The sequence below is a fragment of the Flavobacterium sp. genome, assembly GCF_032153895.1.
Taxonomy (GTDB): Bacteria; Bacteroidota; Bacteroidia; order Flavobacteriales; family Flavobacteriaceae; genus Flavobacterium.
This window is the reverse complement of the sequence record NZ_JALDYN010000020.1, coordinates 15,034-40,072: the sequence shown is the minus strand read 5'-3', so window position 1 is coordinate 40,072 and position 25,039 is coordinate 15,034. Positions and strand designations below refer to the sequence as shown.

The 25,039-nt window shown below is 37.2% G+C and carries 31 protein-coding genes, 2 tRNA genes and 1 riboswitch; of the genes, 15 read left to right on the top strand and 18 right to left on the bottom strand.

The features are described 5' to 3' along the window. Positions 1–60: 60 nt before the first annotated feature. The 4 genes from RUH60_RS08245 to RUH60_RS08230 are packed head-to-tail and all read left to right on the top strand — an operon-like array spanning position 61 to position 2,624. Entirely contained in the window at positions 61–453 is a 393-nt protein-coding gene (locus tag RUH60_RS08245; protein ID WP_313807247.1) for an OB-fold protein, read from the top strand. After that, positions 450–968 carry an ankyrin repeat domain-containing protein gene (locus RUH60_RS08240; RefSeq protein WP_313807245.1) on the top strand — a complete coding sequence of 173 codons (519 nt, stop codon included), beginning with the start codon at positions 450–452 and terminating at the stop codon, positions 966–968. Before RUH60_RS08245 ends, RUH60_RS08240 begins: the two co-directional genes overlap by 4 nt. A gap of 4 nt (positions 969–972) precedes the next feature. Beyond that, a complete protein-coding gene (locus RUH60_RS08235; protein WP_313807243.1) occupies positions 973–1,743 on the top strand; it encodes a T9SS type A sorting domain-containing protein in 771 nt (256 codons plus the stop codon). A gap of 2 nt (positions 1,744–1,745) precedes the next feature. Further along, the gene (locus tag RUH60_RS08230) at positions 1,746–2,624 is read left to right on the top strand and encodes a DUF5777 family beta-barrel protein (protein WP_313807241.1); all 879 of its coding nucleotides are present in this window, start codon (positions 1,746–1,748) and stop codon (positions 2,622–2,624) included. A 52-nt stretch (positions 2,625–2,676) separates the two neighbouring features. Here RUH60_RS08230 and RUH60_RS08225 read toward each other — a convergent pair whose 3' ends face one another. From RUH60_RS08225 to RUH60_RS08185, 9 genes are all read right to left on the bottom strand, one after another. Continuing rightward, on the bottom strand, positions 2,677–4,704 hold the full coding sequence (locus RUH60_RS08225) for an FG-GAP-like repeat-containing protein (protein WP_313807239.1): 2,028 nt from the start codon (positions 4,702–4,704) through the stop codon (positions 2,677–2,679). A gap of 33 nt (positions 4,705–4,737) precedes the next feature. Continuing rightward, positions 4,738–5,874: a hypothetical protein gene (locus RUH60_RS08220; RefSeq protein ID WP_313807237.1), complete on the bottom strand. Its 1,137-nt coding sequence runs from the start codon at positions 5,872–5,874 to the stop codon at positions 4,738–4,740. Between the two features lie 96 nt (positions 5,875–5,970). After that, positions 5,971–6,516 (bottom strand): acyl-CoA thioesterase, encoded by a 546-nt coding sequence (locus tag RUH60_RS08215; RefSeq protein ID WP_313807235.1) that lies wholly within the window; start codon positions 6,514–6,516, stop codon positions 5,971–5,973. Positions 6,517–6,522: 6 nt separating this feature from the next. After that, positions 6,523–6,885 (bottom strand): 6-phosphogluconate dehydrogenase, encoded by a 363-nt coding sequence (locus RUH60_RS08210; RefSeq protein ID WP_313807233.1) that lies wholly within the window; start codon positions 6,883–6,885, stop codon positions 6,523–6,525. Continuing rightward, the gene (rmuC, locus tag RUH60_RS08205; protein ID WP_313807231.1) at positions 6,886–8,262 is read right to left on the bottom strand and encodes a DNA recombination protein RmuC; all 1,377 of its coding nucleotides are present in this window, start codon (positions 8,260–8,262) and stop codon (positions 6,886–6,888) included. A gap of 82 nt (positions 8,263–8,344) precedes the next feature. Continuing rightward, positions 8,345–8,845 (bottom strand): VOC family protein, encoded by a 501-nt coding sequence (locus RUH60_RS08200; RefSeq protein WP_313807229.1) that lies wholly within the window; start codon positions 8,843–8,845, stop codon positions 8,345–8,347. 30 nt (positions 8,846–8,875) lie between these two features. Beyond that, a complete protein-coding gene (locus RUH60_RS08195; protein ID WP_313807227.1) occupies positions 8,876–9,184 on the bottom strand; it encodes a VOC family protein in 309 nt (102 codons plus the stop codon). Between the two features lie 9 nt (positions 9,185–9,193). Beyond that, positions 9,194–9,601 (bottom strand): VOC family protein, encoded by a 408-nt coding sequence (locus RUH60_RS08190; RefSeq protein ID WP_313807225.1) that lies wholly within the window; start codon positions 9,599–9,601, stop codon positions 9,194–9,196. 10 nt (positions 9,602–9,611) lie between these two features. Next, entirely contained in the window at positions 9,612–10,037 is a 426-nt protein-coding gene (locus tag RUH60_RS08185; protein ID WP_313807223.1) for an SRPBCC family protein, read from the bottom strand. Between the two features lie 138 nt (positions 10,038–10,175). Between RUH60_RS08185 and RUH60_RS08180 the strand changes: the two genes are divergently transcribed. The 4 genes from RUH60_RS08180 (at position 10,176) to RUH60_RS08165 (ending at position 13,335) form a co-directional block, all read left to right on the top strand. Then, entirely contained in the window at positions 10,176–10,742 is a 567-nt protein-coding gene (locus RUH60_RS08180) for a pseudouridine synthase (protein WP_313807221.1), read from the top strand. Positions 10,743–10,756: 14 nt separating this feature from the next. Next, complete coding sequence (locus RUH60_RS08175; protein ID WP_313807219.1) at positions 10,757–11,725, top strand: acyltransferase family protein; 969 nt, start codon at positions 10,757–10,759, stop codon at positions 11,723–11,725. A 68-nt stretch (positions 11,726–11,793) separates the two neighbouring features. Continuing rightward, entirely contained in the window at positions 11,794–12,219 is a 426-nt protein-coding gene (locus RUH60_RS08170; protein ID WP_313807218.1) for a VOC family protein, read from the top strand. 135 nt (positions 12,220–12,354) lie between these two features. Beyond that, on the top strand, positions 12,355–13,335 hold the full coding sequence (locus RUH60_RS08165) for a Na/Pi symporter (RefSeq protein WP_313807217.1): 981 nt from the start codon (positions 12,355–12,357) through the stop codon (positions 13,333–13,335). A gap of 1 nt (position 13,336) precedes the next feature. Here the strand turns inward: RUH60_RS08165 and RUH60_RS08160 are convergent, their stop codons facing one another. Genes RUH60_RS08160 through RUH60_RS08145 form a run of 4 tightly spaced genes read right to left on the bottom strand, consistent with a single transcriptional unit; the run spans position 13,337 to position 17,112 of the window. After that, the gene (locus RUH60_RS08160) at positions 13,337–14,110 is read right to left on the bottom strand and encodes a dienelactone hydrolase family protein (protein ID WP_313807215.1); all 774 of its coding nucleotides are present in this window, start codon (positions 14,108–14,110) and stop codon (positions 13,337–13,339) included. A 53-nt stretch (positions 14,111–14,163) separates the two neighbouring features. After that, the gene (locus RUH60_RS08155) at positions 14,164–14,943 is read right to left on the bottom strand and encodes an ABC transporter ATP-binding protein (protein WP_313807213.1); all 780 of its coding nucleotides are present in this window, start codon (positions 14,941–14,943) and stop codon (positions 14,164–14,166) included. Then, entirely contained in the window at positions 14,943–15,974 is a 1,032-nt protein-coding gene (locus RUH60_RS08150) for an iron ABC transporter permease (protein ID WP_313807211.1), read from the bottom strand. The genes RUH60_RS08155 and RUH60_RS08150 overlap by 1 nt, the downstream gene beginning before the upstream one ends. Before the next feature lies 1 nt (position 15,975). Continuing rightward, positions 15,976–17,112, bottom strand: coding sequence for an ABC transporter substrate-binding protein (locus tag RUH60_RS08145; protein ID WP_313807209.1), 1,137 nt, complete (start codon positions 17,110–17,112; stop codon positions 15,976–15,978). A 109-nt stretch (positions 17,113–17,221) separates the two neighbouring features. After that, positions 17,222–17,416, top strand: a riboswitch (cobalamin riboswitch). Between the two features lie 80 nt (positions 17,417–17,496). Here RUH60_RS08145 and RUH60_RS08140 point away from each other — a divergent pair. From RUH60_RS08140 to RUH60_RS08120, 5 genes are all read left to right on the top strand, one after another. Next, entirely contained in the window at positions 17,497–19,449 is a 1,953-nt protein-coding gene (locus tag RUH60_RS08140; RefSeq protein ID WP_313807207.1) for a TonB-dependent receptor plug domain-containing protein, read from the top strand. A 145-nt stretch (positions 19,450–19,594) separates the two neighbouring features. Further along, complete coding sequence (locus RUH60_RS08135) at positions 19,595–20,104, top strand: RNA polymerase sigma factor (protein ID WP_313807206.1); 510 nt, start codon at positions 19,595–19,597, stop codon at positions 20,102–20,104. Continuing rightward, positions 20,091–20,528, top strand: coding sequence for a hypothetical protein (locus RUH60_RS08130; protein ID WP_313807204.1), 438 nt, complete (start codon positions 20,091–20,093; stop codon positions 20,526–20,528). The genes RUH60_RS08135 and RUH60_RS08130 overlap by 14 nt, the downstream gene beginning before the upstream one ends. A gap of 7 nt (positions 20,529–20,535) precedes the next feature. Next, complete coding sequence (locus RUH60_RS08125) at positions 20,536–21,063, top strand: DUF4252 domain-containing protein (RefSeq protein ID WP_313807202.1); 528 nt, start codon at positions 20,536–20,538, stop codon at positions 21,061–21,063. Between the two features lie 3 nt (positions 21,064–21,066). Further along, positions 21,067–21,609 carry a DUF4252 domain-containing protein gene (locus RUH60_RS08120; protein WP_313807200.1) on the top strand — a complete coding sequence of 181 codons (543 nt, stop codon included), beginning with the start codon at positions 21,067–21,069 and terminating at the stop codon, positions 21,607–21,609. A gap of 28 nt (positions 21,610–21,637) precedes the next feature. Here the strand turns inward: RUH60_RS08120 and RUH60_RS08115 are convergent. Beyond that, positions 21,638–21,719: transfer RNA gene (locus RUH60_RS08115), tRNA-Leu, on the bottom strand. 38 nt (positions 21,720–21,757) lie between these two features. Continuing rightward, positions 21,758–21,830, bottom strand: a tRNA-Lys gene (locus tag RUH60_RS08110). 127 nt (positions 21,831–21,957) lie between these two features. Here RUH60_RS08110 and RUH60_RS08105 point away from each other — a divergent pair. Further along, on the top strand, positions 21,958–22,476 hold the full coding sequence (locus RUH60_RS08105; RefSeq protein ID WP_313807198.1) for a shikimate kinase: 519 nt from the start codon (positions 21,958–21,960) through the stop codon (positions 22,474–22,476). Here the strand turns inward: RUH60_RS08105 and RUH60_RS08100 are convergent. Genes RUH60_RS08100 through RUH60_RS08090 form a run of 3 tightly spaced genes read right to left on the bottom strand, consistent with a single transcriptional unit; the run spans position 22,468 to position 23,929 of the window. Continuing rightward, positions 22,468–22,962, bottom strand: coding sequence for a phosphoribosyltransferase family protein (locus RUH60_RS08100; protein ID WP_313807197.1), 495 nt, complete (start codon positions 22,960–22,962; stop codon positions 22,468–22,470). The genes RUH60_RS08105 and RUH60_RS08100 overlap by 9 nt on opposite strands. Before the next feature lie 9 nt (positions 22,963–22,971). Beyond that, positions 22,972–23,568, bottom strand: coding sequence for a methyltransferase domain-containing protein (locus RUH60_RS08095; RefSeq protein ID WP_313807195.1), 597 nt, complete (start codon positions 23,566–23,568; stop codon positions 22,972–22,974). Next, positions 23,540–23,929, bottom strand: coding sequence for an RNA-binding S4 domain-containing protein (locus RUH60_RS08090; protein WP_313807193.1), 390 nt, complete (start codon positions 23,927–23,929; stop codon positions 23,540–23,542). The genes RUH60_RS08095 and RUH60_RS08090 overlap by 29 nt, the downstream gene beginning before the upstream one ends. 78 nt (positions 23,930–24,007) lie before the next feature. Here RUH60_RS08090 and RUH60_RS08085 point away from each other — a divergent pair, with 78 nt between their 5' ends. Then, on the top strand, positions 24,008–25,024 hold the full coding sequence (locus RUH60_RS08085) for a hypothetical protein (protein ID WP_313807191.1): 1,017 nt from the start codon (positions 24,008–24,010) through the stop codon (positions 25,022–25,024). Positions 25,025–25,039 lie beyond the last annotated feature (15 nt).

Here is a 25,039-nt window from a genome sequence, read left to right as displayed (position 1 = left end):
TAAAAATTTTAATATTAAAAAAATAATTGGTTAAATTTGTGAGAAATAATTTATTGCAAAATGAAAAAGATTGGTTACTACCTGATTGTGATTTTGCTCTTGTTGCTCTCTTGGGCTTTTTATTCGTATCTGTATAAAGGCCATCGTGATGTGACTGTTGAAAAAGAAGATTTTTCAGTAAAAACCATGTCGATTTACGAAGAGTTTCTTCAAGATGAAGGTAAAGCAACCTTGAAATATGGCGATAAAATTATTGAAGTTTCAGGTGTAATCACGTCGATAGATTCGGTTGAAAAAACGATAACCTTAGACGAGAAAATGTTGGTTTATTGGAAAGAAAATACAACCGCAAAATTGATAAAATCTTCAACAGTAAATGTCAAAGGACGCTTTTTAGGCTATGACAATTTATTAGAAGAAATGAAAATGGACCAAGCAATTGTAATAGAATGAGAAAAATTATTTTCATTGCACTTCTTTTCTTTTGGGTAGACAGTATTGTTGCCCAACAGGATATTTTTGAAATTGCGCGTAGCGGTACCGTTGAAGAACTTCAGAAAGTTGTTGATAAAGAACCAAATAGCATTCATTCAGTTAATAAGGACGGCTATAGTTTGCTCACGTTGGCGACCTATCGCGGTAACAATAAAATAGCTGTTTTCTTAATTGAAAAAGGAGCCGATATCAATGGAAAAAGCAATTATGGAACACCATTGATGGCTGCAGTTGTAAAAGGTAATAAAGAGATAGCAGAAGCCTTGGTAAAGCACAATGCGGATATTAGTCTGACAGATGCTTCAGGGAACAGCGCGCTTATTTATGCCGTACTTTTTAAACAATACGATTTGATTCCTTTGCTGTTAAAAGCAAAAGCAGATGTCCATGCAAAAGACATTCGCGGTAATTCTGCGTTTGATTATGCTAAGATTTCTGGCGACGAAAAACTAGTAGAACTTTTAAATCATTAGTATCATGAGAAAAATTACCTTAATGATTATGGCGCTTTTTGGAACAGTAATTGGTTTGAATGCGCAAACGTACTCCACAGGAATGGTTACGTTTTTTTCAGGAGCACCGAGTTTAGCGTATTCCGGACAGGTTGATGTAACAAACACAACGGTTACTGTAACTTTGGTAGGTCCTTCAGATAAATGGCTTGGAATTGGTTTTGATGCTTCTAGTTTAATGAATGATACCGGAAAAGATGTTTTGATCTTTAACGGAACAACAATGTCAGACAGAAGTTTCGACGGAGTAGGGGTAACACCTCCAACTGATACACAAAATTGGACAGTACAATCAAATAATATTGTTTCAGGAGTTAGAACAGTTGTTGCCACACGAGCCAGAGTTGCATCAGAAGGAACTGATTATACGTTTCCATTGGCTGCGCAACCGCTTCATTTAACTTTTGCTAGAGGAACTTCGCTGACTGTTACCTATCATGGAAGTGGGAATTGTGGTTCAACTATGTCTAATTTGACTTTAGGATCTGATTCATTCGAAATGGCATCATTAAAAATGTATCCAAACCCTTCAAAAGGCTATATAAATATAGAACTGCCGCAAATGGTTACAGAAGCAGACGTAATATTTTATGATTTGTTGGGAAAACAGGTCAAAACTATTTCAGTTTCGTCTGATTCTCCGCGAATTGAAACTTCAGATTTGCCAAGCGGCTCTTATGTTGTAAAAATTAAAAGCAGTGCAGGCGAAGGAACGCGAACATTAGTCGTAAATTAAGTATGAGGAACTTCTTTCTGTTTATATGCCTCTTCCCTTTATTCGGATTGGCTCAGGATGATTTGCTTTCTGAAATTGATACGGTTCAGGCTGATAATCAAACAGAATCCTCATTCAAATCACTGAAGATTGTCAATCTAGAATCAACAAAATTAGCTGCTAAAAAAGATTTGTATTTTGTAGTTGCACACCGATTCGATTATTTAGAGCACGGTTTTGATGATTTCTTCGGATTGGATAATGCCAACACACAATTAAAATTTGTTTACGGTTTAACCGATTGGCTTACAGTTCATGTCGCTCGTAGTGGTTTTCAGGAAACTTATGATGTAGCGGCTAAGTATCGTCTGGTTTATCAAAAAGAAGGTTGTGCTTTATTTACAATAGTTGGTTTCAACAGTTTGGCAATTAATACAGAAATGAAAGAAGACGATTTTCCAGATATGAGTTTCAGCAACCGATTGAGCTATGTTACGCAGTTATTAATTTCCAGAAGGTTTAATGAAGCATTAAGTTTGGAATTGGCTCCGACATTTTTTCATGAGAACACGATTCGAGATACTTTTGCAGATGATGGGACAATAATTTTGCCTAATCCACAGGATAACAGTCAATTTGCACTAGGAATGGGCGGAAGATATAAAATCACTAAACGCTGGTCTGTCAATTTGGATTACGTAGCTCATTTGAATCGGGCTTCAGAATCCATATATACAAATCCGTTGTCAATTGGTATGGATTTGGAAACCGGCGGGCACGTTTTTCAGATGCATTTTACTAATTCCAGAGCGATGCACGAATCCGGTTTTCTTGGGCAAACTTCTGGTAGATGGGATAAGGGAGAAATTTGCTTCGGATTTAATTTAGTTCGGGTATTTTAGAAAATAAAAAAAGCTCTGTGAAAACAGAGCTTTTTTTATTGTATTTGTCTTTTTATTTCTTGATGAATTTACCTGAAAACTTCTGATTCTCTCCGTTTTCGATTAACAACAAATACGTTCCAGATTGTAAGTTAGAAACATTGATTTGCGTATTTGATGAATCGTCAGTTTTAATTAAACGTCCACTAATGTCAAAAATAGAAGTTGATTTAATGGTTTCAGAACCATTTTTAAGTCCGATGTTTAAGAAATCCTGAGCCGGATTCGGATATACAGTGAAATTTCCTAAATGATTTTCAGCTAAACCTAAAGTGCTTCCTTCAGCAACCGATAAACTCTGATTAATTGTTGGGTTTGTAATCGTATCAACAACCCCAGAAGGCCATTTGATAATCACTTGAGTGATCTGCGTCTCTGTTCCGATTCCGAAATGAGTGTTTAAAGTGCTCATGTATCTAAAACCCTCACCACTGCGAACATCGCGAATTTGTTTTCCAAAATTACCATAGATTTCAACTCTTGCACCAATTCCATTGCGGTTACTTTGGATTCCTTGTAAGTTGATTTTAATCCAGTTGTTTCCGTTTGGAACAGCGTAGCGAATGTTAGAGTTATTCTGAATGTCAAGAAAACCATCGTTATTTAAGTCACCCACTGCACCCACTGTTAATCCGGAATAGCTTACTGTTGTGAATGTGTTTCCACCTTGATTGAAGAAAATTTTGTTTCCACTTCCCATAATATCTACTTTTCCATTATTGTCAAAATCGTAAGCGATGTAATCTTGGTTGTTCGTAGTGTCTGTTCCGAAAACAGTAGAAGAAGTTATGTTTACAAACGGTTCCTCCACACTGTTGGTAGTGTCCAAATCATTTCTGAAAAATTTATGACCCGAACTTCCATTTGCACCTACTAAAATATCCATGTCGCCATCGTTGTCAAAATCTGCTACAGCTGAAGACCAGGATTGTACTGGAGTTGTGTTAATTTGAGCAAGCGATGAAATATCTGTGAAAACACCATTTCCATCATTACGATGTAATTCACATGGAGGGCCGGAACATTTGGAAATGAATAAATCAACATCGCCATCATTGTCGTAATCCGTCCAGATTGAAGCGTAATTTCCTCCTGATGAAAGTGTTCCAACATTGTAAGAACCTGCAGTAACACCACTCTGATAGTGAGTAAAATTATTAGAAGCGTTATTTAAATAATATACATTCGGCGCTACATCATGACAGGAAAACGCATCTAAGTGACCGTCATTGTTGATGTCTACAAAATTTGTCCTTTGACAGAAAATATATTCTGAAGGATTAATGTTTGTGTAAGCTGTTCCAGTTGCATCAGATTGCCAAAACGACAGACCACTTCCACTTCCTAAAACTAAATCGTTGTAGCCGTCTCTGTTATAATCGCCGGCAGCTAAACTCCATGTTGGCATATCGCTTGTTCCGGGAACTGCATAGTTTGTAATCGAAAAATTACCGGGAGTAGTTTGATGATGAATTTTAAGATTGTTTGCGCTAACTCCAACAATATCGTCTTTCGAATCATTGTTCATATCAACCACACAAATATTAAAGTTGCTGTTGATAGTCGAAATAGTTTGTGTAGTATATTCTACTGGAGGAGGGATATACGTGTTTTCAATAAGTTGAAAAGTGAATCCGGAAGCACTCCATCTATTGTCCCATGCAATGTAATATGTAGTGCCAGCCATAGCTAAAAAGTTTGCTGTTGAGGTTAGACTTGCACCTGCATCATCGTCACCACCAGCGCAAACTAAAGCACCACAAGAACCGGTATATATATGTACTCTGGTGTCTATGTATGGTGCGATACTAGAGGTTACTGTTACATTATAAGTTGTTGAAGGTGTGTATTTGTACCATTCTCCGGCATTTGTACTTCCAGCACCATTGGCAGCACAAATTGGGGTAGGAACCTGAGAGCCGTTTACAGCACTTACAACATGGGTTCCTGCTGTAATTGTCTGAGCAGTAGCACAAGTGTCTTGTCCGTAAAAAGACCAGCTTGTTATTAAAAACAGAAAAAATAAAGTAATTTTTTTCATAAGCATTCTCTTAATGATTAGTCATAGTTAGTGTTATTGGCAAGGCCCTAAAGAGTTAATCCATTGTTCCATTAAGGCAACTCCTTCAGTATGTATTAAGGTTCTTCCGTGTAATGGCATTCTATAGGTTTCGTTATCCGTGTTAATTCTATAATACAACATAGATTTTTCTTTGTTTCCGGGTGTAACAATTTTACCTAAACTTGGAGAGAAGTCTTGCATATCTTCGGTATTAACACAAACTCCCATATTCGTGTTGCCGCCTGTTCCGCCTGTTTGTGAAAAAGCAAAACGCATTGGTCTGTAATCACAATGTTTGTTGTCGGTATGACAATGCGCACAGTTGATATCTACATACGAACGGGCTCTTAAATCTAATGATTTTGAAGTGTCTTCGTAATCAATAGCTGTATTTTCGTTGGAAGGAAGAATGAAACCATCGTTGAGATAACCTTCCTCAATCCATTTCATCAATTGATTCTTAACTCCGTTTGAATACGTATAGTTGAAATTCAAATTCTGAGGTTTAATCCCGATTGGAACGTAAACCGTGGTTTCAACACCACCAATCATTTCTTTGGTTTTGTGGCAGGTAATACATTGAACTTCAGATGGAATACGATAGGATACGTTTTTGGTTTCTCCATTCTCAATCCAGCTCAAATCCTGATAACTTCCGGCTAAATCAAAAAAAGCTTCGGTTTGTTCTTCGTTCCAAACATAATTAGCAAAAATCCAACCACTGGCTTTGCGAATCATAACGCGGGTTTCAATGATTTTTGTAGTGTTATTGGGTTGCACATGATCGTAATAAAAGTTCTTGATTAATGCAGCGCCAACCGGAAGTTCCAACGTTTTTCCATCACCATTATAAGTCGCTTTAGTTCCTTTTGGCATCCAAACAAAACGTTTTTTGTGCGCATAATCGCTAAAAAGGGAACTGGCTGGTTTATAAGGAAGTACATCTAATGCCGGAGAAAGATTTTTCAACTCGCCTTCGAAAAATTTGTAATCAGAAAGTTTTGGATAGGGCACTTGTGTTAAATCGACCACAACAGGTGAGACTGGTACATATTCATCTGACTCGTCGCTGGAAGTACAGGAAATAGTAACAATTACAGCTGATATGGTTAAAAAAGCAAAAAGTTTTAGTAGGTATTTTTGTTGCATATTTGTTATTTAAAATAATCCATTAATAACAAATATATAATAATTAAACAATATTAAATTAAATATCGTTATAAATAATAAAAATAAATAAGAATGTTACAATTCTATTTTTACGTTCATTTTTGCAAGTTGAGACAGCGCTTCTTTTGAAGAGTAGTCAAGGTTTTCTTCAAGTTCTTTATGTTCTTTTTTGGCGAGAACGCGCTTGTGTGCTTCACAGAAACGGCGAACTTCTTCCATGTTTGTGAGATGTAAACGCGAAACTTCGGAAGAGTTGCCCAATTCATCTTTAGCAACCATCGTGAAATATGAAGAATTGCAATGCTTCACTTTTCCAGACTGAATGTTTTGTGAAGTTACTCGAATGCCGACAACCATAGAAGTTCGTCCAACATAATTCACCGATGATTTCAAAGTGACCAATTCGCCAACTTCAATCGGATTTAAAAAATCAACCGTATCAACCGAAGCTGTAACACAATACTTTCCGGAAAATCTTGAAGCACAGGCAAAGGCAATTTGATCCATTAAAGATAAAATGTAACCGCCATGAATTTTTCCGCTGAAATTGGAATGCGACGGAAGCATCAATTCGGTCAACGTTACTTTTGAAGCACTTATTTTCTTATATATCGTTTCCATTTCAAATTATTTAAAATGTGGAGAATCCTCCAATTGTACATTGGTAATAAAATAATGCGAATCGCCCCACCAAGGAAAAGTGATATAACGTTCGATATAATTCACTTTTACATATTTTCCTTGATAATCCGTGAGTTGCTGAATCACTTTTTGATCGTCATCCATCACCGAAAATTTAAAAATCTGTGCGCCCGAAATGCCTTGACTGATTTCGCCTTCCCAGGTTTTCATCATTACACCTTTTTTGCTGATTTTAATCAATTCGCCGGCACGCACACCTTCGCTATACGGAACATAATACACAAATGCGAAATAAGCAGTAAACATGAGGGCTAATGACAGTAAGCCAAATACAATGAATTTTCTCATTTATAATTGATTTTCAGATGATTGTTCTTTTTCTAAAGCTCGGCTTAAAATATTTTCCGGCAAGGCTTTTTTGGCTTTAGCACCCATCTTTTTGAGTTTTTCAACGCTGGTAACTAAATTTCCTTTGCCTTCTACTAATTTGTTCATGGCGTTCCCGTATTCCGTTTTGGCTTCATCCATTTTTTTGCCGATTTTGATTAAATCTGAGACGAAACCTTCAAATTTATCGTACAACGCACCAGCCTGGCGTGCAATTTCATACGCGTTTTCCTGTTGCTTTTGGTTCGTCCACATGCTGTCAATAGTTCGAAGTGTTGCCAAAAGGGTAGAAGGTGTAACAATTACAATATTCTTCTCAAAAGCTTTATTATACAAGGAATTGTCTTCGTTTAAAGCAATGGCAAAAGCCGGTTCCATAGGAATGAAAAGCAATACAAAATCCGGACTTTCAATCTGATACAAATCCTGATAGTTTTTGTTGCCCAATTGCTCCACATGACGCTTGATGGAGTTTACGTGTTCCTTTAAAAACGAGTCTTTGGCAGCGTCATCATCTTCGTTAACATAACGTTCGTAAGCAGTCAGTGAAACTTTAGAATCGACAATCATTTTCTTTCCGTCTGGAAGATTGATAACTACGTCAGGTTGTACACGCGAACCGTCTTCCGTTGTGAAACTTTGCTGAACTTCATATTCCCGACCTTTCTCCAATCCGGATTTTTCCAAAACGCGCTCCAAAATCAATTCGCCCCAGTTTCCTTGCATTTTACTGTCGCCTTTCAAAGCTTTGGTAAGATTCAGCGTTTCTTTGCTCATCTGTTCGTTCATTTCGCGCAAGCCTAAAATTTGCTGACGTAACGCGGCATGATAATCGATGCTTTCTTTATGGGTGTCTTCGACTTTCTTTTCAAACAGATGAATTTTTTCCTGAAGCGGATTTAAAATATTCTTCAGATTTTCCTTGTTCTGCTCCGTGAATTTAACGGTTTTTTCTTCTAAGATTTTATTGGCCAGATTCTCAAACTCTTTGGTGAATTTTTCCTGAAGCTGATTCACTTCTTCCTTCTGTTCTTTATGACGTTCCCAAAGATTTTCAAAATCGACTTCTTTTTTGGAAAGCTGAATAGCCAAAGCATCTTTTTCGTTACGGATGTTTTCTTTTTCAGAATTGGAAACGGTCAGTTGTTTTTCAAAAGAAATAAGTTCGTTCTGAAGTTGTTGTTTCAGTTGTTCAATCTGATTCAAAAGACCGTTAATGCGTTCTTCCAAAGTTGATTTTTCCGATTGAGATTGGTTGGAAAACAATAATTTTCCGATGTAAATTCCAAGTATCAGGGCAATGATAAATGCGGCTAAGACGAATAAGGTTTGCGACATGGTAAAGTTTTTAATACTGTAAATGTACTAAAAAAAGCCAATCCAAAGAATTCAGATTGGCTTATGATTATTGGTTTGAAAACTAAGCGTTTACTAGAGTTTCAATGTCGAATTTTTTCATTTTCAGAAAAGCATGAACCACACGTTGTCCTTTTTCGGGATCGTTCATGAGTTCCGCTAAATTGTCAGGAATGATTTGCCAGGAAACGCCATATTTGTCTTTTAACCAGCCACACATGCTTTCTTCGCCTTCTTGAGTGAAGTTATTCCAGAAATAATCAATTTCTTCCTGATTTTCACATTCCACGACTAAAGAAACACCTTCGTCAAATTTGAAATTGTGTGCCAATCCGCCGTCCATAGCCATAAAAACGTTGTTGTTTAGTTTGAATTGCGCATGTTTCACAGTTCCGGGAACACCGCCTTCGTTTTCTTCAAAGTGTAAAATTCCAACAGTTGATGAATTTTGAAACAACGAAGTGTAAAAGGAAATGGCTTCTTCTGCTTGGCCGTTTTTCTCCTGAGTAAACATTAAACAAGGTGTAAATTTTTGACCGACATCTTCCAACTTACCAAAAGCCAATTGCCAGTTAACACCGAATTTATCCTGAACTCAGCCGTATTTTTCACTCCACGGATAAGCACCCAAAGGCATTAAAACGGAACCTTCTTTTGTGAGTTTTTCCCAAGCAGTTGAAACTTCAGTTTCCGATTCACAGACTACAAAAAAGGAGATGGAAGGATTGATACTGAACATCGGTCCGCCATTCAAACACATGAATTTTTGTCCGGAAGCATCAAAAGTGGTTACCATCGGATTGGTTTCCAAAATTTTGGTATCAGCAAAAACCGAGCAATAGAAATCGGCGGCTTCTTTGGCTTTTCCGTCAAACCATAAGCACGGATAAATTGGTTTTTTCATAACTCTTGTTTATTGTTGTGGCATTTGACTCATGTCCATAAAGAAAACTTCCCAGAAATTGCCATCCAAATCTTCAAAACTGCGTTGTTGCATAAAACCGTAATCTTTCAATGGCGTAGGTTCGGTTCCGCCTGCTTTGAGTGCGTTGTCTGTAGTTTCATTCATCTTCGCCACGTTTTCCATCGATAACGAATTGATAACGGAAGTTGTTTTTGTAGTATCGCCTAAATCTTTTTTAATAAAACTTTTAAAACGATCGTGTGTTAATAGCATTACGAAAATTTCTTCGCTGTAAACCATACAAGCTGCAGTTTCATCTGTGAAATTAGGATTGTTGGTAAAACCAATTGCAGTATAAAAAGCCATCGCCTTTGGCAAATCTTTAACCGGTAAATTGATGAAAATTTGTGATCTCATAACTTGAAGATTAATGGGTTTCAGTATAACGTTTGAAGTTGTTCAGTATGGCTTGCCAACCATCTTGTTGTAATTCTTCCGGATGTACCTCTTCGGCTTCAAAAGTTTCGGTGATATGGGTTTCATCGTCTAAAGCTTCAAACAAAATTTGAACTTTTCTGCCGTCTGCAATAGTGTATTCAATGGATTCATTCAGAATAACTTCAGAATACTTTCCCTCAAAATCGAAACCGAAACTGCCGTCTTTGGCTTCCATTCGGTAATTGAAATTTCCGCCTCTTTTTAAATCGTTTACCGCTTTGGTAGTGTGCCAGTCGTTGGAAGCATTGTTCCAGTTCACAATATGCTCGGGTTCGCTCCAAAACTGCCAAACTTTGTTCATTGGCGCATTAACAGTCGCGGCAACAGTAATCGTTTTTTTGTCCGTTTGATTCATAATTGATTGATTTAGTTGTGCGTATAAATTTACGATTCTTTTTAGGAAATATCTTTTAAGAAAAAGTCAATTCTTCTAAAGTTGCATTCGATTAGATTTTAAAATTGAAGAAATTGTATTTTTGCCGAAAGTCATTCCATGCACCATCATTTTTTACTTCATAAGCCGCACGGTTACCTGAGTCAGTTTATTTACGAGAAGAAACGCTTTAAAAAACTGTTGGGTGAATTGTATGATTTTCCGGAAGGAACTATGGCAATCGGTCGTTTGGATGAAGATTCTGAAGGCTTGCTGTTACTGACTACTGATGGAATGGAAAGCGAAAACGTCCGCAGCAAAACCATTGAAAAAGAATATCTCGCCCAAGTGGATGGTATCATCACAACAAACGCTATTGAACAATTAAAGCAAGGCGTAGAAATCGGTTTCAAAGGAATTCGCTACACTACAAAACCATGTGATGCAAGCATTGTGGAACAATTACCGGGTTGCATTGGAGAAGGCAGACGCATACGTGATGAGCGTCACGGTCCGACGAGTTGGCTTTCGATAACACTAACCGAAGGTAAATTTCGTCAGGTACGAAAAATGACAGCCGCGGTTGGTTTCCCGACTTTACGACTCGTACGGGTTAGAGTAGGGAATATCGGTTTGCAAAATTTGAAGGCTGGCGAAGTGGTTCAAGTGGAAAAGTTTTTACTTTAGTCAAAAGTTAACCGATGAATAGCCGCAGCGCCTCCTTAGATATTCTAAAATTAGTACTAGCCTTTTTGGTGGTGGCATTGCATATTTTTCCGGTTTCGAAAATGAAAGGAATTCCCGGTTTGATTTCCTATGAAATTGCTAGTGGAATTACCCGAATTGCTGTTCCAACGTTTTTCATCATCAGCGGCTATCTTTTACGAAACAAACTGAATGATTGGAATTACATCAAAAAGTATTGTATTCGGATTTTGCTGTTGTATTTGGTTTGGCAACTGATTTATTTACCCGATTTGTTTTATCATCATCATATCAAATGGTTCGGAACCAAAGAATTAGTTCTAAAACTGATTTACGGTTATTGGCATTTATGGTATTTGCTGGCTACTGTTTTTGGTGTTTTATTGCTTTATTTCAGTCGAAATTGGCAGCCTAAGCTTAAATTGATAACTGTTTTGCTGTTAATTCTGATGGGTTATTTGTTTCAATTGGGATTCAAACTGAATATCTTTCAGCATATTCCGGTTTTGAAAAGCATTTATGAAATCATCGGAACTTCCCGAAATGCATTTTTTCTCGCATTCCCATTCTTGCTTTTGGGAACTTTGTTTGATAGCTGGAAATCATGGTTTAAAAAAGTAAAACTGCTTTTAGGACTTTGTTTACTTGGACTTTTATTGGAATCGTATTGCTATTATTCCTTGAAATTAGGCGCCATGGATTTCTTCGTTTTTTTGTTGCCGATTAGTCTGTTGTTATTACAATTGGCAGTTCAAAACAATGTTCAGATGAAATGGTCGATTCCGGCTACATTATCACTTGGGATTTATCTTTTGCATCCGTATATGATTCGGTTGGTTTATGAATTTCTGCCACAAAAAACAATAGGTTTTATATCGGTTAAATATTTTATAATCTGCGGAATAACACTTGTTTTATGGTTTGTCGTGGATAGAATAAACCGAAAATTTCCTTATTTTTTCTAACAGAAGTTGGCTGAAATCAAAATAATAGTAAATTGCTTCAAAATTTAACCAAAACAAACAAAACTACTATGGCAAGTGTACATCCTTATTTAACGTTTAACGGAACGTGTGAAGAAGCCTTCAATTTTTACAAATCGGTATTTGGTGGAGATTTTCCATATGCCGGAAAATTTTCTGAAATGCCTTCCGAATATCCGATAGCAGAAGCTGATAAAAACAAAATCATGCACATTTCCTTACCAATTGGAAACACCGTTTTAATGGGAAGCGATGCAGTGGAAGGTTTCGGCGGAATTCCAAAATTAGGTGATAATTTCTCTATTTCCATCAATGCGGATACAGAAGACGAAGCAACCCGAATTTTCAACGGATTATCGGTTGGCGGAAAAGTAACCATGCCTTTAAATAAAACCTTTTGGGGCGCTTATTTTGGGATGTTTACCGATAAATTCGGAATCAACTGGATGGTGAATTACGATTACAACCAGAAATAAAAGTTTTTTTGAAGATACTAAGCCTCGATTTTCGGGGCTTTTTTATTTAATAGATTGAATGATAACAATTTAGAAACATTTAGATGTTTTTTAAGTTGTATCTTGTAAGTGATTTCAATGCTAAAGATTTGTGTTATGAGTGAAATCGTTTTAACACTGCTCGGAGGGTTGGTCCTTTTTCTCTACGCTGTAACCAGTTTGTCTGATGTTATCCGAAGCGTTACGTCTAAAAAACCCAAAAAATGGCTGCTTCGGTTTACCAAAAACACGTTTACTGCCATTCTCACCGGAACGATTCTGACTATTTTACTCGATTCGTCATCAGTGGTAATTATCATAACAATAGTTTTAGTGAATTCTGGCTTACTCACCTTTAGGCAGGCCATGGGAATTGTGATGGGCGCCAACATCGGAACCACTATCAGCAGTCAGATTATAGCCTTGGATATTGCTCGATTTTCTCCAATTTTACTTATGATTGGGATGGCTATTTTGCTGATTACCCAAAAAGAACATTTCAAGCGCTACGGACAACTTTTTATTTACTTTGGGATGTTGTTCTTTGGTTTATTTATCATGGAAAATGCGATTTCGCCGTTAAAGCAAGATCCGGTTTTTCACGAATGGATGTTAAAAATGGACAATCCGATAACGGGTTCTATAACCGGAGCAATCGTAACTTTGATTATTCAGTCGTCTTCTGCCACCGTTGGGATGGCGATACTTTTGGTAAAAAAAGGCGCAATCAGTTTAATGGGTGGAATTGCCATCATGCTCGGTGCCGAATTAGGAACCTGCAGCGATACGCTTTTAGCGACCATACGAGGTAACCGGCAAGGCATCAAGACAGGACTTTTCCATTTAGCTTTCAACTTTACAAGCATCGTAATCTGTTTGTTGCTGTTTCTTCCTTTTGTTCATTTTGTGGAATGGATAAGCGGTGAATTGCCACTCGAACAAACGTTAGCCAATGCACACTTTATTTTCAACTTCTTGGGAGTTATTGTTTTTGTCTGGTTTTTGCCGTGGTTTGAAAAAATCTTAAACCGAATGTTGCCCGATAAACCGTTGTTAAACCTTTCAAGAACACAAAACATTCCAGAGTTGGAAGAATAATTTATTTGAACAATTCATCAAAAAAACTAAGCATGGCTTTCCAGGAGCGTTTGTCAGCGTTTTCATTGTAAGCAACACCTTTCGATTTGTCACTTCCAGCATCTTTGTGAGTGAAAGCGTGAACGGCATCGGCATAATAAATCATTTGCCAATCCGCTTTTGCATTTCGCATTTCGTCTTGAAATCCTTTGATTTCTGCTTCTGGAACGAAGAAATCATCCGCGCCGTGTAACACCAAAACTTTCGGTTGAATTGTTTCGGTTGTTCTTGAAGCCTCTTTTCCTAAACCGCCGTGAAAAGAAACAACACCTTTAACCTTCATGTTTGCTCTTGCAGTTTCCAAAGCTCCGCTTCCGCCAAAACAATAACCGATTACCGCAATTTCATCAGGATTCGCTCCGGATTTTATTAATTGTTCTAATGCCAGAGTAATTCGATGTTGGTATTCTTTGAAATTGGTTTTGTAATAGCCTGCAATTTTTCCTGCTTCTTGAGAATTTTTTGGTCGTTTGTCAATACCGTAAATATCGGCCACAAACGTATAATAGCCTAACTTGTTGAGTTCTGTGGCACTTTCTTTGGAATGCGCATCGACACCCATCCACGCCGGTAAAATTAAAACACCTGCTTTTTTGGGATTGGCTTTTTTCGGTTTTCCTGAAAATCCTTCTAATTGTTGCGCGCCATCCGAATAACTGACAGCTTTTAATTGTGATTGCACGTTCAGTATTGCAGATAAACTAAGGAAGAAAGTGAAAAAATAGTGTGATTTCATGACTTTGTTTTTACGGAGTTTAAAGTTACGAAATCTTCCGATTGAAAAATCGGTTATTCAATGATGAATTTTCCTCTTTCAGCATCAAATCGGATGGATTCGTCTTTGAAAAGTGCGTTGAGGGTTCCGTCAGAAATCAGTTGACAAGGTTGATTCTGCACGACTTTTTCCGCAGTCATCACAATCATTTCATCACTCAACTGAATGGCTAAATCAACGTCGTGCGTAGAAAATAAAATACATTTTTGGGTTTCGTTCGACAGTTTTTTCAAGAGTTTGAACAATTTGACTTTGTGCACTAAATCCAAATGCGTCGTCGGCTCGTCAAGAATAATCAGCGGCGTGTCTTGTGCCAATGCTCTGGAAATTAGCACTTTTTGTAATTGTCCGTCACTGATTTCATAATGTTTTTTAGAAGCAAGTGATTCAATTTGTGTGAGTTCCATCGCCTGATGAATGACTTGAATATCTTCTTCACTCAAATTACCAAGCCAATTGGTGTAAGGTTGGCGACCCAAAGCAACTAATTCAAAAACGGTCAGGTTGCTTGGTGGTAAATGCTCGGTTAAAACGATGCTTAAGTTTTGCGCCAATGTTACTGAAGAGTAAGAATTTATCAGTTGATTATTCAGAAAAACTTCTCCTTCCAAAGGTTTTTGGATTCCGGTTAAGGTTCGCAATAAAGTAGATTTTCCGATACCGTTCGCACCAATCAAAGTGATGAGTTTACCTTCCGAAAAATTTAAATTCAGATTGGCCGCAATTACGGTTTTATCTTTCTTGGAAGTGTAGCCGATGCTTAAATTTTGAGTATGTAAAATCGGATGTGCCATTAACTTGCCAATTTCTTTTTACGGAGTAACAACCAAATAACCACCGGTGCGCCAATGATTGAAGTGATGGCGTTGATCGGAAGCGTTATATCGGAACCTGGAAATTGCGATAAAAGATCACAAAGCAACATGATTCCGGAACCGATTAATAAGGTGCTGAAAAATAAAATTCGGTGATTGCTCGTCTGAAATAATAATTTGGCAATATGCGGAACCGCTAAGCCAACAAAGGCAATCGGTCCGGCAAAAGCGGTGATGCTTCCGGCTAAAAGACTGGTTGCAAGAATGATTACTAAGCGTGCTTTTTGGAAATTTAAGCCTAAACTTCGAGCGTAATTTTCTCCAAGTAGTAAAGCGTCTAAAGATTTTATGCTGAAAATGCTCAACAAAAGTCCTGTTAGCACTGTAACCGTAAGTATTGTTAAAGAAAGCCACGACAAATTTCCGAGGTTTCCCAATGCCCAAAAGGTGAATTTCTGTAATTGTTCCGCAGTACTGAAATACGTCAAAACACTCACAATTGCGCTCGTAAAACTACCGAACATCAAGCCGACAATTAAAATCGCTGCTGTATCGCGTAACTTTTGAGAAACGATTAAAACCAGTAATAAAACTAAAAAACTTCCAATCGTTGACGCTAAAACCACGCCATAGGATGAAAGTAGTATATTGCTTAAAAAAGCAGGTAAAAATCCAGCGCCCAAAATAACAAAAGAGACACCTAAACTCGCACCCGAGCTCAAGCCTAAAACATAAGGACCGGCTAACGGATTTCGGAATAATGTTTGCATCAGCAATCCACTGATGGATAAACCCATTCCTGCTAAAATGGCTGTGATAGCTTTGGGTAATCGGTAATTTATAATGATGTATTCCCAGGCTTGTTTGCTAACTTCGGAACCTGTTAACGCATGAAAAACTTCCCGAAACGGAATATTCACAGAACCAAAACTGATGTTGCAAAAAAACAACAAAATCGTTACCGCAAAAAGCAGTAAAAATAAAAGGTTATGTCGTTTGTAATTCGGCAAATTAATTCAGTTTTTGAAAGAAATACAGTTGATAATCCGGCAATAATTCCGGGTTGGTAATTTTGATTAAATCTTTTAAAACCAAATCCGGTCGGTTCGCAGCCTGTTCATAATAGACAATGCCGCCTTTAGCTCCTTTTTTTACGGTAACAGAATAAATACTACCAGTTTTAAAAGCGTTAAATTGCTCGTAATGCGGATTGGCTTCCTTCATTTCTTTTAAAGTTGAAAACATGCCCGGAGCAAACCAATAATCTGCGTTTTGGGCTTTTTCGAATACCTGTTCAAAACTTAATGCCAAGCTTCCGGTTCCTTTGGTTTCTTTCCAAAGATAATCAATATTGGCATCTTTCAGGAAAAGCGCTACCCAGCTGTCGCCTTGTGGTAAATTCCAAATGTCTTCGAACATGCCCCCGCTTAAAGCAGTTGGTTTTTTGGAAGTTTTTTCAACGAGTTTTACCGCGTTTTGGTATTCTTTTTCGATGTTTTGGAATAAAGTTTCCGCTTCTTCGTTTCTATCATATAAGGCTCCGAAGAATTTAATCCATTCGGCTTTTCCTAGAGGAGTTTGTTCAGTCCAATCGCCATTGTACAAAATTTTCATACCTGCTTTTTCCAGATTATTGAAGGTTTTGTTGTTGCTATCGATACTGAAACCAACTAAAACTTCCGGAGCTAAATCAATCGCAACTTCCGTGTTGATACTTTCGTTTTGACCGAGGTTTTTTACTTTGCCTGAATCGATTAAAGCTCTAGTTTTTTCAGAAGAAACAAAATCCGTATTTGGGAAACCAACTAACGTATTTTCAACGCCTAACATTTCAAGTGAAGGAACGTGTGTTGTTGAGGTTACTATTATCGATTTTACCGGAACCGAAATGGTAGTGAATTGCTTCAAGCTATCAGGAACAACGCCGTTTTTTTTCTTTAGAATATAGGTAAAGCCGCCTTCCGATTTTGGCCACGGATTGGTAACTTTTACAATGGAATAGCCTTCATATTGATAAATCTCCAAACCTTTAGCGTGCTGAATACTGTTTTCAACTTTTGGACTGGCTACGACTTCAGAATTTTTCTTTTTACAAGAAAGTAATAGAAAAAAACAAGTTGTAAGTACTAGTAAACCCTTTTTTGACATTTTGTTTTTTGTTGAATAAAGTGCAAAGTTAGATTTATTTCTACAGATTTTTATGACGGATTGCTACTAATTCGTAAAAATAATTGGATTATTGAGAATTTACCCATTATATTTGCAGCCGTATTGAGGTTGTGTGTATGTGTTTGCATACCGCATTAAAAGGGAATTAGGTGTAATACCTAAGCTGTACCCGCAACTGTAAGCTATAAAGCCTGTTGTTATTCTTCAAGCCACTGTCTGTAAAGATGGGAAGGTGGATAACAGGACGCAAGCCAGGAGACCTGCCTGAGTATATTTTTGAGTATCAAACTTTCGGGAAAAAGAGTTTGGGTATGGGTAAAAATCTATGCTTTTCTCCCAGATTATTAATTTTTTCAAACTAAAATGAACAAAAAGACTGTTCGCTTTGGTGCGTTGCTGCTGTTGTTGGCAGGAAGTACTTTTGCGCAAGAAAAAGATTCTGTTTCAATTGGGAAGCAGTTAGATGAGATTGTAATTTCCGATTCAAAATTCGCCTTATCAAAAGAGAAATCAGGAAAAGTAATTACAACAATTACAAAAGAAGATTTAGAAAAGAAAGCTGGTCAGTCGGTAGCTACTGTTTTAAGTTCTGTTGCTGGTGTTGAGGTTAACGGAAACCAAAGCGGAACCGGAAAAAACCTAGGTTATTACATTCGTGGAGCCAGAAACCGTCAAACGCTAATTTTAATTGATGGTATTCCGGTAACTGATGCTTCGGGGATCAATTTAGAATACGATTTACGATTAATCCCAGCGGAACAGGTAGAACGAATCGAAGTTATGAAAGGCGCTTCCAGTACGCTTTACGGTTCTGGAGCAGCAGCAGGTGTAATCAATATCACACTTAAAAAAGCAGCCAAAAAAGATATTTCAGGTAATGCTCATATGAGTTTAGGAACGCAAATGACTGCAGATAATGTAAAATACAATCCGCAGGATTTTAACCAAGGATTTGCGGTGAACGGTAGTCAAGAAAAATTCAACTACTACGCGAGTTTAAATAGTACCGAAACTAAAGGAATTTCAGAAGCTGCTGTCGAACAATCAGCTAATTATGAAGATGATCGTTTTTCAAGGGTGAATGCTTTGGTGAAATTCGGAATCACACCATCAAATCGTTTAAAACTTGATTTTTTTGCAAATTACGACCGAATTAAATCGGACTTCGACGGTACTTTTGATAACTTCTCAGACCCGGATTCACCTGTAAATGTTAGTACTTCGGAACAATTCCGTTATGGTTTCTCACCGAAATTTAAGTACAATAAAGGAGAATTTGTGTTGAATTCCTCATTCAATACTATCGAAAGAAAATACAATACATTTGACAGCTGGTCAGGAAATATCAATGAAAGCATATACGAGTCGAATAGTGTAAATGTTGATGCGTTCAATAAATATGCTTTTTCTACTCAGTTTTTTGTTGTAGCCGGAGGGCAGTTTCAGTATCAGGCAATGAATTCGGAAACACCGTATGATAACATTTTAAAAGAGTCTGCGAAATTCAGCACAATTGATCCGTATGTAACAGCAGTTTACAATTCTGATTTCGGTTTCAATATAAATGCCGGTGCTCGTTACAATATGCATAGTGTGTATGATAATCACCCAGTGTATAATGTGAATCCGTCTTTTACGTTTTCGAACATTCCTTTAAAAGTATTGGCATCATATAGTACGGCCTACATTACACCGAGTTTGTATCAATTGTATTCACCTTATGGAAATTTAGAGTTAACTCCAGAAGAAAATGCAACAGCAGAAGTTGGTTTTGAAGTTGATTTATTGCAGAAGAAATTGAATGTGAACGTTGTCGGATTTCACCGTGAGGAGAAAAATACAATCGGATTTTATACCGACATGACTACTTGGCAATCGTATTATGTAAATGTTGATGGGAAATATAACGCAAAAGGAATTGAATCTAGTGTAACTTACGCTATTACAAGTAAAGTAAAAATCAATGCCAATTATACATTCACTGAAACAGAGCCATTGTTGAGCCGATTAATTGCAAAACACAAAGGAAATGCTGCTTTAGATTTTCAGGCAACTGACAGATTGTATTTAGGATTGAACTATCAATATATAGGCGACAGAACCGATGCTTTTTTTGACGGCGGAACTTTTGCAACTGTTCCTGTAGATTTAAAGGGTTATCAATTGGTGAATTTTACAGCACGACACGAAGTGATGAAGAACAGAATGCAGTTGTTTGGTTCGGTTACCAATATTTTAAACGAAGAATTTGTTGAAACGGTTGGGTACAGCACTCGCGGCAGAAACTTCAAAGTAGGTTTGAACATACTTTTTTAATAGTAATAGTAATTTTTTTACGTATGTTAAATCCCGATTCTTGCGAATCGGGATTTTTATTTTGGATTTTTTTTATTGTACCTTGTAACAAACAAACGAGTAGTTCGTCTAGCTTATATAAACCAAAACCAACCAAGTAGTTACCATGAATCAGCAGGAGTTTATAAACGTAATTTCTCCTTTTAAAGATAAGTTGTTCCGTATGGCCAAAAGATTGTTGGTGAGTACGGAAGAAGCTGAAGATGCAACGCAGGAAGTTTTGGTTAAGTTGTGGAAAAACAACGAAGTTCTTTCTAGGTATTCGAGTGTAGAAGCCTTTGCAATGACAATGACCAAAAATTATTGTCTGGATCAGCTAAAATCGAAACGGGCATCAAATTTGCAGTTAGTACACAGTAATTATTCGGATAATGCTGCCAATGTGCAAAAGCAGATGGAAGACCGCGACAGTTGGAATTGGGTGGAAAAAATAATCGAGACTTTACCCGAACAACAAAGGTTAATCATTCAGATGCGCGATGTAGAAGAATACGAATTTGCTGAAATCGCCGAAGTGCTTGATATGAACGAAACAGCAGTTCGGGTAGCGCTTTCAAGAGCAAGGAAAGAAATTAGAGAACAATTGGTTAAAAAACACAAGTATGGAATTGCATAACATAGAAATATTAGTAGAAAAATACTTTTCCGGAGAAACCAGTATTGCGGAAGAAAAGCAATTAAAAGCTTACTTCTCAAGTTCGGATGTGGCGCCATATTTAGAGCAGCACAAAGCAATGTTTGGTTATTTTGGTCAGGCAAAACAGGAGCAGTTTACCAAAACAGTACCACTACAACCTAGAAAACGCAATTATGTAGCGTGGTTATCTGTGGCGGCGAGTGTGGCGGTTTTAGCCGGAGCGTATTTCTTTATGAATCAGGAACCAACCCAACAGGATTTAGGAACATTCGACGATCCTGAAGTAGCTTTCGCCGAAACGCAAAAAGCGCTTGAAATGGTTTCCGAAAACGTAAATGAAGGCGTGAAAAGTGTGGCCTACGTTCATGAGTACAATCAAACAACAAAAACAATCTTTAAATAATCAAAAAATGAAAAAGTTATTTTTAACAGTAGTTATAGCTTTAAGTTCAACCGTAATTTTTGCACAATCAGCTTTCGACAAATATGATGGTCAGGATGGTGTAACCTCGGTAATCGTAAACAAAAAAATGTTCGAATTGATGAGCAAGGTAAAAGTAGATGCTTCCGATAAAGAAGCGCAGGCTTATATGTCTTTGCTTAAAAAGTTAGAGAATCTGAAAGTGTTTACCACGAACAGTTCTAAAACAGCTACCGAAATGAAATCGACAGTTGGAAGTTATTTGAAATCCAATCCGTTAGATGAATTAATGCGTGTGAACGACAGCGGTAAAAAAGTGAACATTTATGTAAAATCCGGTGCAACCAGCAGTCAGGTGAAAGAACTTTTAATGTTCATTGAAGGCGTAAATATCAAAGGAAATGAAACGGTTTTATTATCTTTAACAGGTAATTTCGATTTGGATGAGATTTCTGCGCTTACTGAAAAAATGAAAATTCCTGGTGGCGATTCTCTGAAAAAGGCTTCAAAAAAATAAGCTATGATTCGTAAAATCTGTTTGTTGGCGACAATCGGTCTTTTGTTTACCTCATGTAAGCAGGAACCCACGTTGCAGAAATATTTTGTGGAAAAAAGCGAAAAGGCTTCAGACGGCTTTACGGTTTTAGATGTTTCTCCTTCCATTTTAAATATGGAAACGGCTAAATTGTCTTCGGATGAAAAAGAAGTGCTGGAATCTTTCGAAAAAGTAAATATTCTGACGCTAAAAGCCGATGGGAAAAACACAGCCGAAATACAGGCCGAAAAGGAGAAAGTGGCTCAAATCCTGAATAACGACAAATATGAGTCGTTAATTAAAGTAAACTTCGGAAAAGACGGAGCGGAATTTAAATGTTCCGGAAAAGACGAACACATTGACGAATTTGTGCTTTACGGAAGCAAAAAGGAAAACGGTCTGGCCGTAGTCCGAATCACCGGAGAAGACATGAATCCGACCACAGTTTTAAAAATGATTCAGTTGATGCAGAAATCGAATATTGATGTCGAACAGCTGAAACCCTTACAAGAGTTATTTAAACCATAAAAAAAGCCCCAATTTGGGGCTTTTTTTGTGACCATGATGGGACTCGAACCCATACGCCTTGCAGCACCACCCCCTCAAGATGGCGAGTCTACCAATTCCTCCACATGGCCAAAAACAAAAAAAGTCAAACGTTGAAGTTTGACTTTTGTGACCCGGCTGGGATTCGAACCCAGGACCCCATCATTAAAAGTGATGTGCTCTACCAGCTGAGCTACCGAGTCGTAATCATTTCCTGATTGCGGGTGCAAATATAAGGCGTATTATTTATTTTCCAAGGGAAAATTATTATAAATTTGACTTTTTTTTAAAACAGATTCTTAAGCACTTAATTTATAGGGATTTATTCGGATGAGAAAAATTATTTTGGTTGGATATATGGGGTCCGGAAAAACTACAATCGGGAAATTGTTGTCGGAAAAACTGCAATTGCCCTTTTTCGATTTAGACGATTTGATTGAAAATGAAACTCAAAATACCATCTCTCAGATTTTTGCTGAACAAGGCGAAATCAAATTCCGAAAAATTGAACATACTGTTTTAAATCAGTTTATAGACTCCAATGATGAATTTGTATTAAGTCTTGGCGGCGGAACACCGTGTTATGCTAACAATCATCTTTTGCTTCAGCGTGACGATGTATTTTCGGTTTATCTTAAAACTTCGATTTCAGAGCTGGTAAGTCGATTGCAGAAAGAGAAAAAGCATCGCCCAATAATCGCTAATCTTTCGGATAGTGAAATCGACGAATTTATCGCCAAACATTTATTTGACAGAAGTTATTTCTACAATCAGTCCAAAACTATTGTTTCAGTTGACGGAAAATTACCTTTAGAGATTGTAAATGAAATAGTTGAAAAACTAGCTTAAATACGCATATTCGTCTTCGTTTTCAAAAACTACCTGAATGTGTTCCTGCAATGAAGTTGAAAGTGAAATACCTTTAAAATCTGCTTTTACGGGATATTTTTTATGATTACGATCTACCAATACTGCTGTTTTGAACTTTTTAAGCGGAACTTCAAGAAAATGCTTCACACCGTAAATCAAGGTAGTTCCCGAGTTTAAAACATCATCAATTAAAACCAAGCCCTTGTTTTGGTATTCTTCTTGGCTTAAGGAAGTTTTAATGGCGTCTTGCGGATTGTTCTTGTTGATTTGTACTTCGCATAAAATAACATTCAAATCTGAAATCTGTTCTAGTTCAGCAGCAATTTTTTTAGCAAAAGTGAAGCCACTGTTGGTGATTCCGGCCAAAACTACTTCGTTTTCATCTACAAAAGTTTCGTAAATCTGATAAGCAATTCGTTTGGTTTTATGTTGAATTTCAGCTTTGTTTAGAATGATATTTTTCATGTTGTGTTGTTATTTCGGTTTAAAGATAAAGAATAACTCTCTATCGGCTCTTGGTTTTATGGAATTATATGCTCTTTCAAGCGTTTTGATATGGAATTGATTGGAGAACAATGTTTCGTATTCTATTTTACTTCCTCCAAACGGCGGACCAACTTCCGTAAGCGGAAAATCAAAAAGTAATCCGGCAATTTTTCCATTAGACTTTAGAAGCGAATGCATTTTTTGAGTATACTTTTCTCGCAATTCCGGTTGTAAAGCACAAAAGAAGGTTTGTTCCAAAATTAAGTCGAAAGCATCGTCCAATTTGAAAAAATCACCTTGAATTAAATGCTCAGAAGGAAAATCAGGATTTCTTTTTTTAATATTCTGCAAAGGAATTTCGGCTAAATCAATTACAAAAACATTGGTAAAACCTTGCGTTATTAAATAATCCACTTCATAACCATTGCCAGCGCCGGGAATCAAAACTTTTACGGATTTATCGGTTAATTGATCAATGTATTCTTTTAATGGTGCTGTGATTTGTCCAACGTCCCAACCAATTTCGTCCGTGTTATATCGGTTTTCCCAATAGTCTTTATTCAGTTGCATCGTAAAAATCTTCATCGGTTACGTAATCGTCAATATCGCGGCGGTCTTTTTTAGTCGGACGGCCTTGTCCTTTGGCTCGGTAATGTTCTTTGGATAAACGGAGCATTTCCAGATGTTCAAAAGCTTCAGGCGGTGTTTCGTCTTTTCGGTAAATATCGACCAATTTGGCACCAACGCGGTTATCAGGAATATCCAGAACAATTACTATATAATTAATCTGGTCTTTCCGCAAGGTAATTTTATCCGACGGAAAAACATCGCGCGACGGTTTAGCTTCCTGACCATTTACGGTTATATGTCCCTTTTTGCAGGCGTCAGTTGCCATACTTCGGGTTTTGTAATAGCGAACACACCAAAGGTATTTGTCAATTCTCATTGCAATACGTTAAAAACACTGTTAATACTAGTACAAAAATAAAGGAAAATTGTATCTTGCGCCTTTAAAATTATGAATATGAATAAGATTTTATGTCTGATTGGTTTAACAGTGTTGTTTGGTGCTGTTGGTTGCCAAAAAGATGATTCTCCAAGTGATACGCCTGCAAGACCGCACTACAAAGTATATCCTGAAGATTTGGCTAAGATTGAGTCTTTTTTACAATCACATTATATTGAAGTAAACGATTTGAATGGGAATTCTGAGGTTGATATGGGAGAAATTGTAGTTGATTCTTTAGATGCTACTCACACCGTATCAATTTGGAACCAAACAGATTATCCTTTACAATATAAGATAGTTAAATTGTACGATGTTGATTTTAAGGTGTACTACCTGAAATTGGACGGAAAAGGAGATACGGAAGCTGATGGCAAAAAGCCAAGTGGTGTAGACAGAATTAGATTTGCCTACAGAGGCTTTTTATTAGACGGTACAGAGTTTGATTATTCATCAGATGCAGTATATGATCTTACAGGTCTTGTTAAGGGATGGGGATATATAGTTCCAGAATTTAGAGCGGGTACAAGTGTGATTGGAAGTGACGGAGATCTTATTAATACGAATTATGGCGCAGGTATTATGTTTTTGCCCTCTGGTTTAGGTTATTATAGTAATGGGTCGTCAACAATACCAAATTATTCTCCTTTGGTGTTTTATTTTAACCTATTTAATACTATTTATTTGGATCATGACAATGATAAAATTCAGTCACGATATGAATATGTTATTGACGAAGAAGACGGTACTATTTTAGATACTGATTCTGATGGTGCTCCTGATTATGCTGATACTGACGATGATAATGATGGTTATATGACAATTGATGAAATTAAAAAGCCTACACCATTGCAAGTGAATCAAGGGACAAGTTTATTTTATCCGTTCAATCCTGTTGCAGATGATCCTTCAACTCCGTCAATTGATGAGTCTGAGCCTAAAGGAATTCCGGATGCATCAGGAGATGGAACAACTGGAACGCGTTTAAGAAGGCATTTGGATAAAAATACAAAGCCACCTTATACTACGTACTAATGTCTAATTAGATTT

What these genes read in the sequence shown, in the direction of transcription:
- RUH60_RS08090 (WP_313807193.1), bottom strand. Translation starts at nt 23,929, where the DNA reads ATGAGAATTGACAAATACCTTTGGTGTGTTCGCTATTACAAAACCCGA.
- RUH60_RS08165 (WP_313807217.1), top strand. Translation starts at nt 12,355, where the DNA reads ATGAGTGAAATCGTTTTAACACTGCTCGGAGGGTTGGTCCTTTTTCTC.
- rmuC (WP_313807231.1), bottom strand. Translation starts at nt 8,262, where the DNA reads ATGTCGCAAACCTTATTCGTCTTAGCCGCATTTATCATTGCCCTGATA.
- RUH60_RS08230 (WP_313807241.1), top strand. Translation starts at nt 1,746, where the DNA reads ATGAGGAACTTCTTTCTGTTTATATGCCTCTTCCCTTTATTCGGATTG.
- RUH60_RS08105 (WP_313807198.1), top strand. Translation starts at nt 21,958, where the DNA reads ATGAGAAAAATTATTTTGGTTGGATATATGGGGTCCGGAAAAACTACA.
- RUH60_RS08195 (WP_313807227.1), bottom strand. Translation starts at nt 9,184, where the DNA reads ATGAAAAAACCAATTTATCCGTGCTTATGGTTTGACGGAAAAGCCAAA.
- RUH60_RS08145 (WP_313807209.1), bottom strand. Translation starts at nt 17,112, where the DNA reads ATGTCAAAAAAGGGTTTACTAGTACTTACAACTTGTTTTTTTCTATTA.
- RUH60_RS08185 (WP_313807223.1), bottom strand. Translation starts at nt 10,037, where the DNA reads ATGAATCAAACGGACAAAAAAACGATTACTGTTGCCGCGACTGTTAAT.
- RUH60_RS08160 (WP_313807215.1), bottom strand. Translation starts at nt 14,110, where the DNA reads ATGAAATCACACTATTTTTTCACTTTCTTCCTTAGTTTATCTGCAATA.
- RUH60_RS08120 (WP_313807200.1), top strand. Translation starts at nt 21,067, where the DNA reads ATGATTCGTAAAATCTGTTTGTTGGCGACAATCGGTCTTTTGTTTACC.
- RUH60_RS08125 (WP_313807202.1), top strand. Translation starts at nt 20,536, where the DNA reads ATGAAAAAGTTATTTTTAACAGTAGTTATAGCTTTAAGTTCAACCGTA.
- RUH60_RS08085 (WP_313807191.1), top strand. Translation starts at nt 24,008, where the DNA reads ATGAATAAGATTTTATGTCTGATTGGTTTAACAGTGTTGTTTGGTGCT.
- RUH60_RS08175 (WP_313807219.1), top strand. Translation starts at nt 10,757, where the DNA reads ATGAATAGCCGCAGCGCCTCCTTAGATATTCTAAAATTAGTACTAGCC.
- RUH60_RS08210 (WP_313807233.1), bottom strand. Translation starts at nt 6,885, where the DNA reads ATGAGAAAATTCATTGTATTTGGCTTACTGTCATTAGCCCTCATGTTT.
- RUH60_RS08155 (WP_313807213.1), bottom strand. Translation starts at nt 14,943, where the DNA reads ATGGCACATCCGATTTTACATACTCAAAATTTAAGCATCGGCTACACT.
- RUH60_RS08140 (WP_313807207.1), top strand. Translation starts at nt 17,497, where the DNA reads ATGAACAAAAAGACTGTTCGCTTTGGTGCGTTGCTGCTGTTGTTGGCA.
- RUH60_RS08190 (WP_313807225.1), bottom strand. Translation starts at nt 9,601, where the DNA reads ATGAGATCACAAATTTTCATCAATTTACCGGTTAAAGATTTGCCAAAG.
- RUH60_RS08240 (WP_313807245.1), top strand. Translation starts at nt 450, where the DNA reads ATGAGAAAAATTATTTTCATTGCACTTCTTTTCTTTTGGGTAGACAGT.
- RUH60_RS08100 (WP_313807197.1), bottom strand. Translation starts at nt 22,962, where the DNA reads ATGAAAAATATCATTCTAAACAAAGCTGAAATTCAACATAAAACCAAA.
- RUH60_RS08135 (WP_313807206.1), top strand. Translation starts at nt 19,595, where the DNA reads ATGAATCAGCAGGAGTTTATAAACGTAATTTCTCCTTTTAAAGATAAG.
- RUH60_RS08095 (WP_313807195.1), bottom strand. Translation starts at nt 23,568, where the DNA reads ATGAAGATTTTTACGATGCAACTGAATAAAGACTATTGGGAAAACCGA.
- RUH60_RS08180 (WP_313807221.1), top strand. Translation starts at nt 10,176, where the DNA reads ATGCACCATCATTTTTTACTTCATAAGCCGCACGGTTACCTGAGTCAG.
- RUH60_RS08225 (WP_313807239.1), bottom strand. Translation starts at nt 4,704, where the DNA reads ATGAAAAAAATTACTTTATTTTTTCTGTTTTTAATAACAAGCTGGTCT.
- RUH60_RS08215 (WP_313807235.1), bottom strand. Translation starts at nt 6,516, where the DNA reads ATGGAAACGATATATAAGAAAATAAGTGCTTCAAAAGTAACGTTGACC.
- RUH60_RS08220 (WP_313807237.1), bottom strand. Translation starts at nt 5,874, where the DNA reads ATGCAACAAAAATACCTACTAAAACTTTTTGCTTTTTTAACCATATCA.
- RUH60_RS08170 (WP_313807218.1), top strand. Translation starts at nt 11,794, where the DNA reads ATGGCAAGTGTACATCCTTATTTAACGTTTAACGGAACGTGTGAAGAA.
- RUH60_RS08130 (WP_313807204.1), top strand. Translation starts at nt 20,091, where the DNA reads ATGGAATTGCATAACATAGAAATATTAGTAGAAAAATACTTTTCCGGA.
- RUH60_RS08245 (WP_313807247.1), top strand. Translation starts at nt 61, where the DNA reads ATGAAAAAGATTGGTTACTACCTGATTGTGATTTTGCTCTTGTTGCTC.
- RUH60_RS08235 (WP_313807243.1), top strand. Translation starts at nt 973, where the DNA reads ATGAGAAAAATTACCTTAATGATTATGGCGCTTTTTGGAACAGTAATT.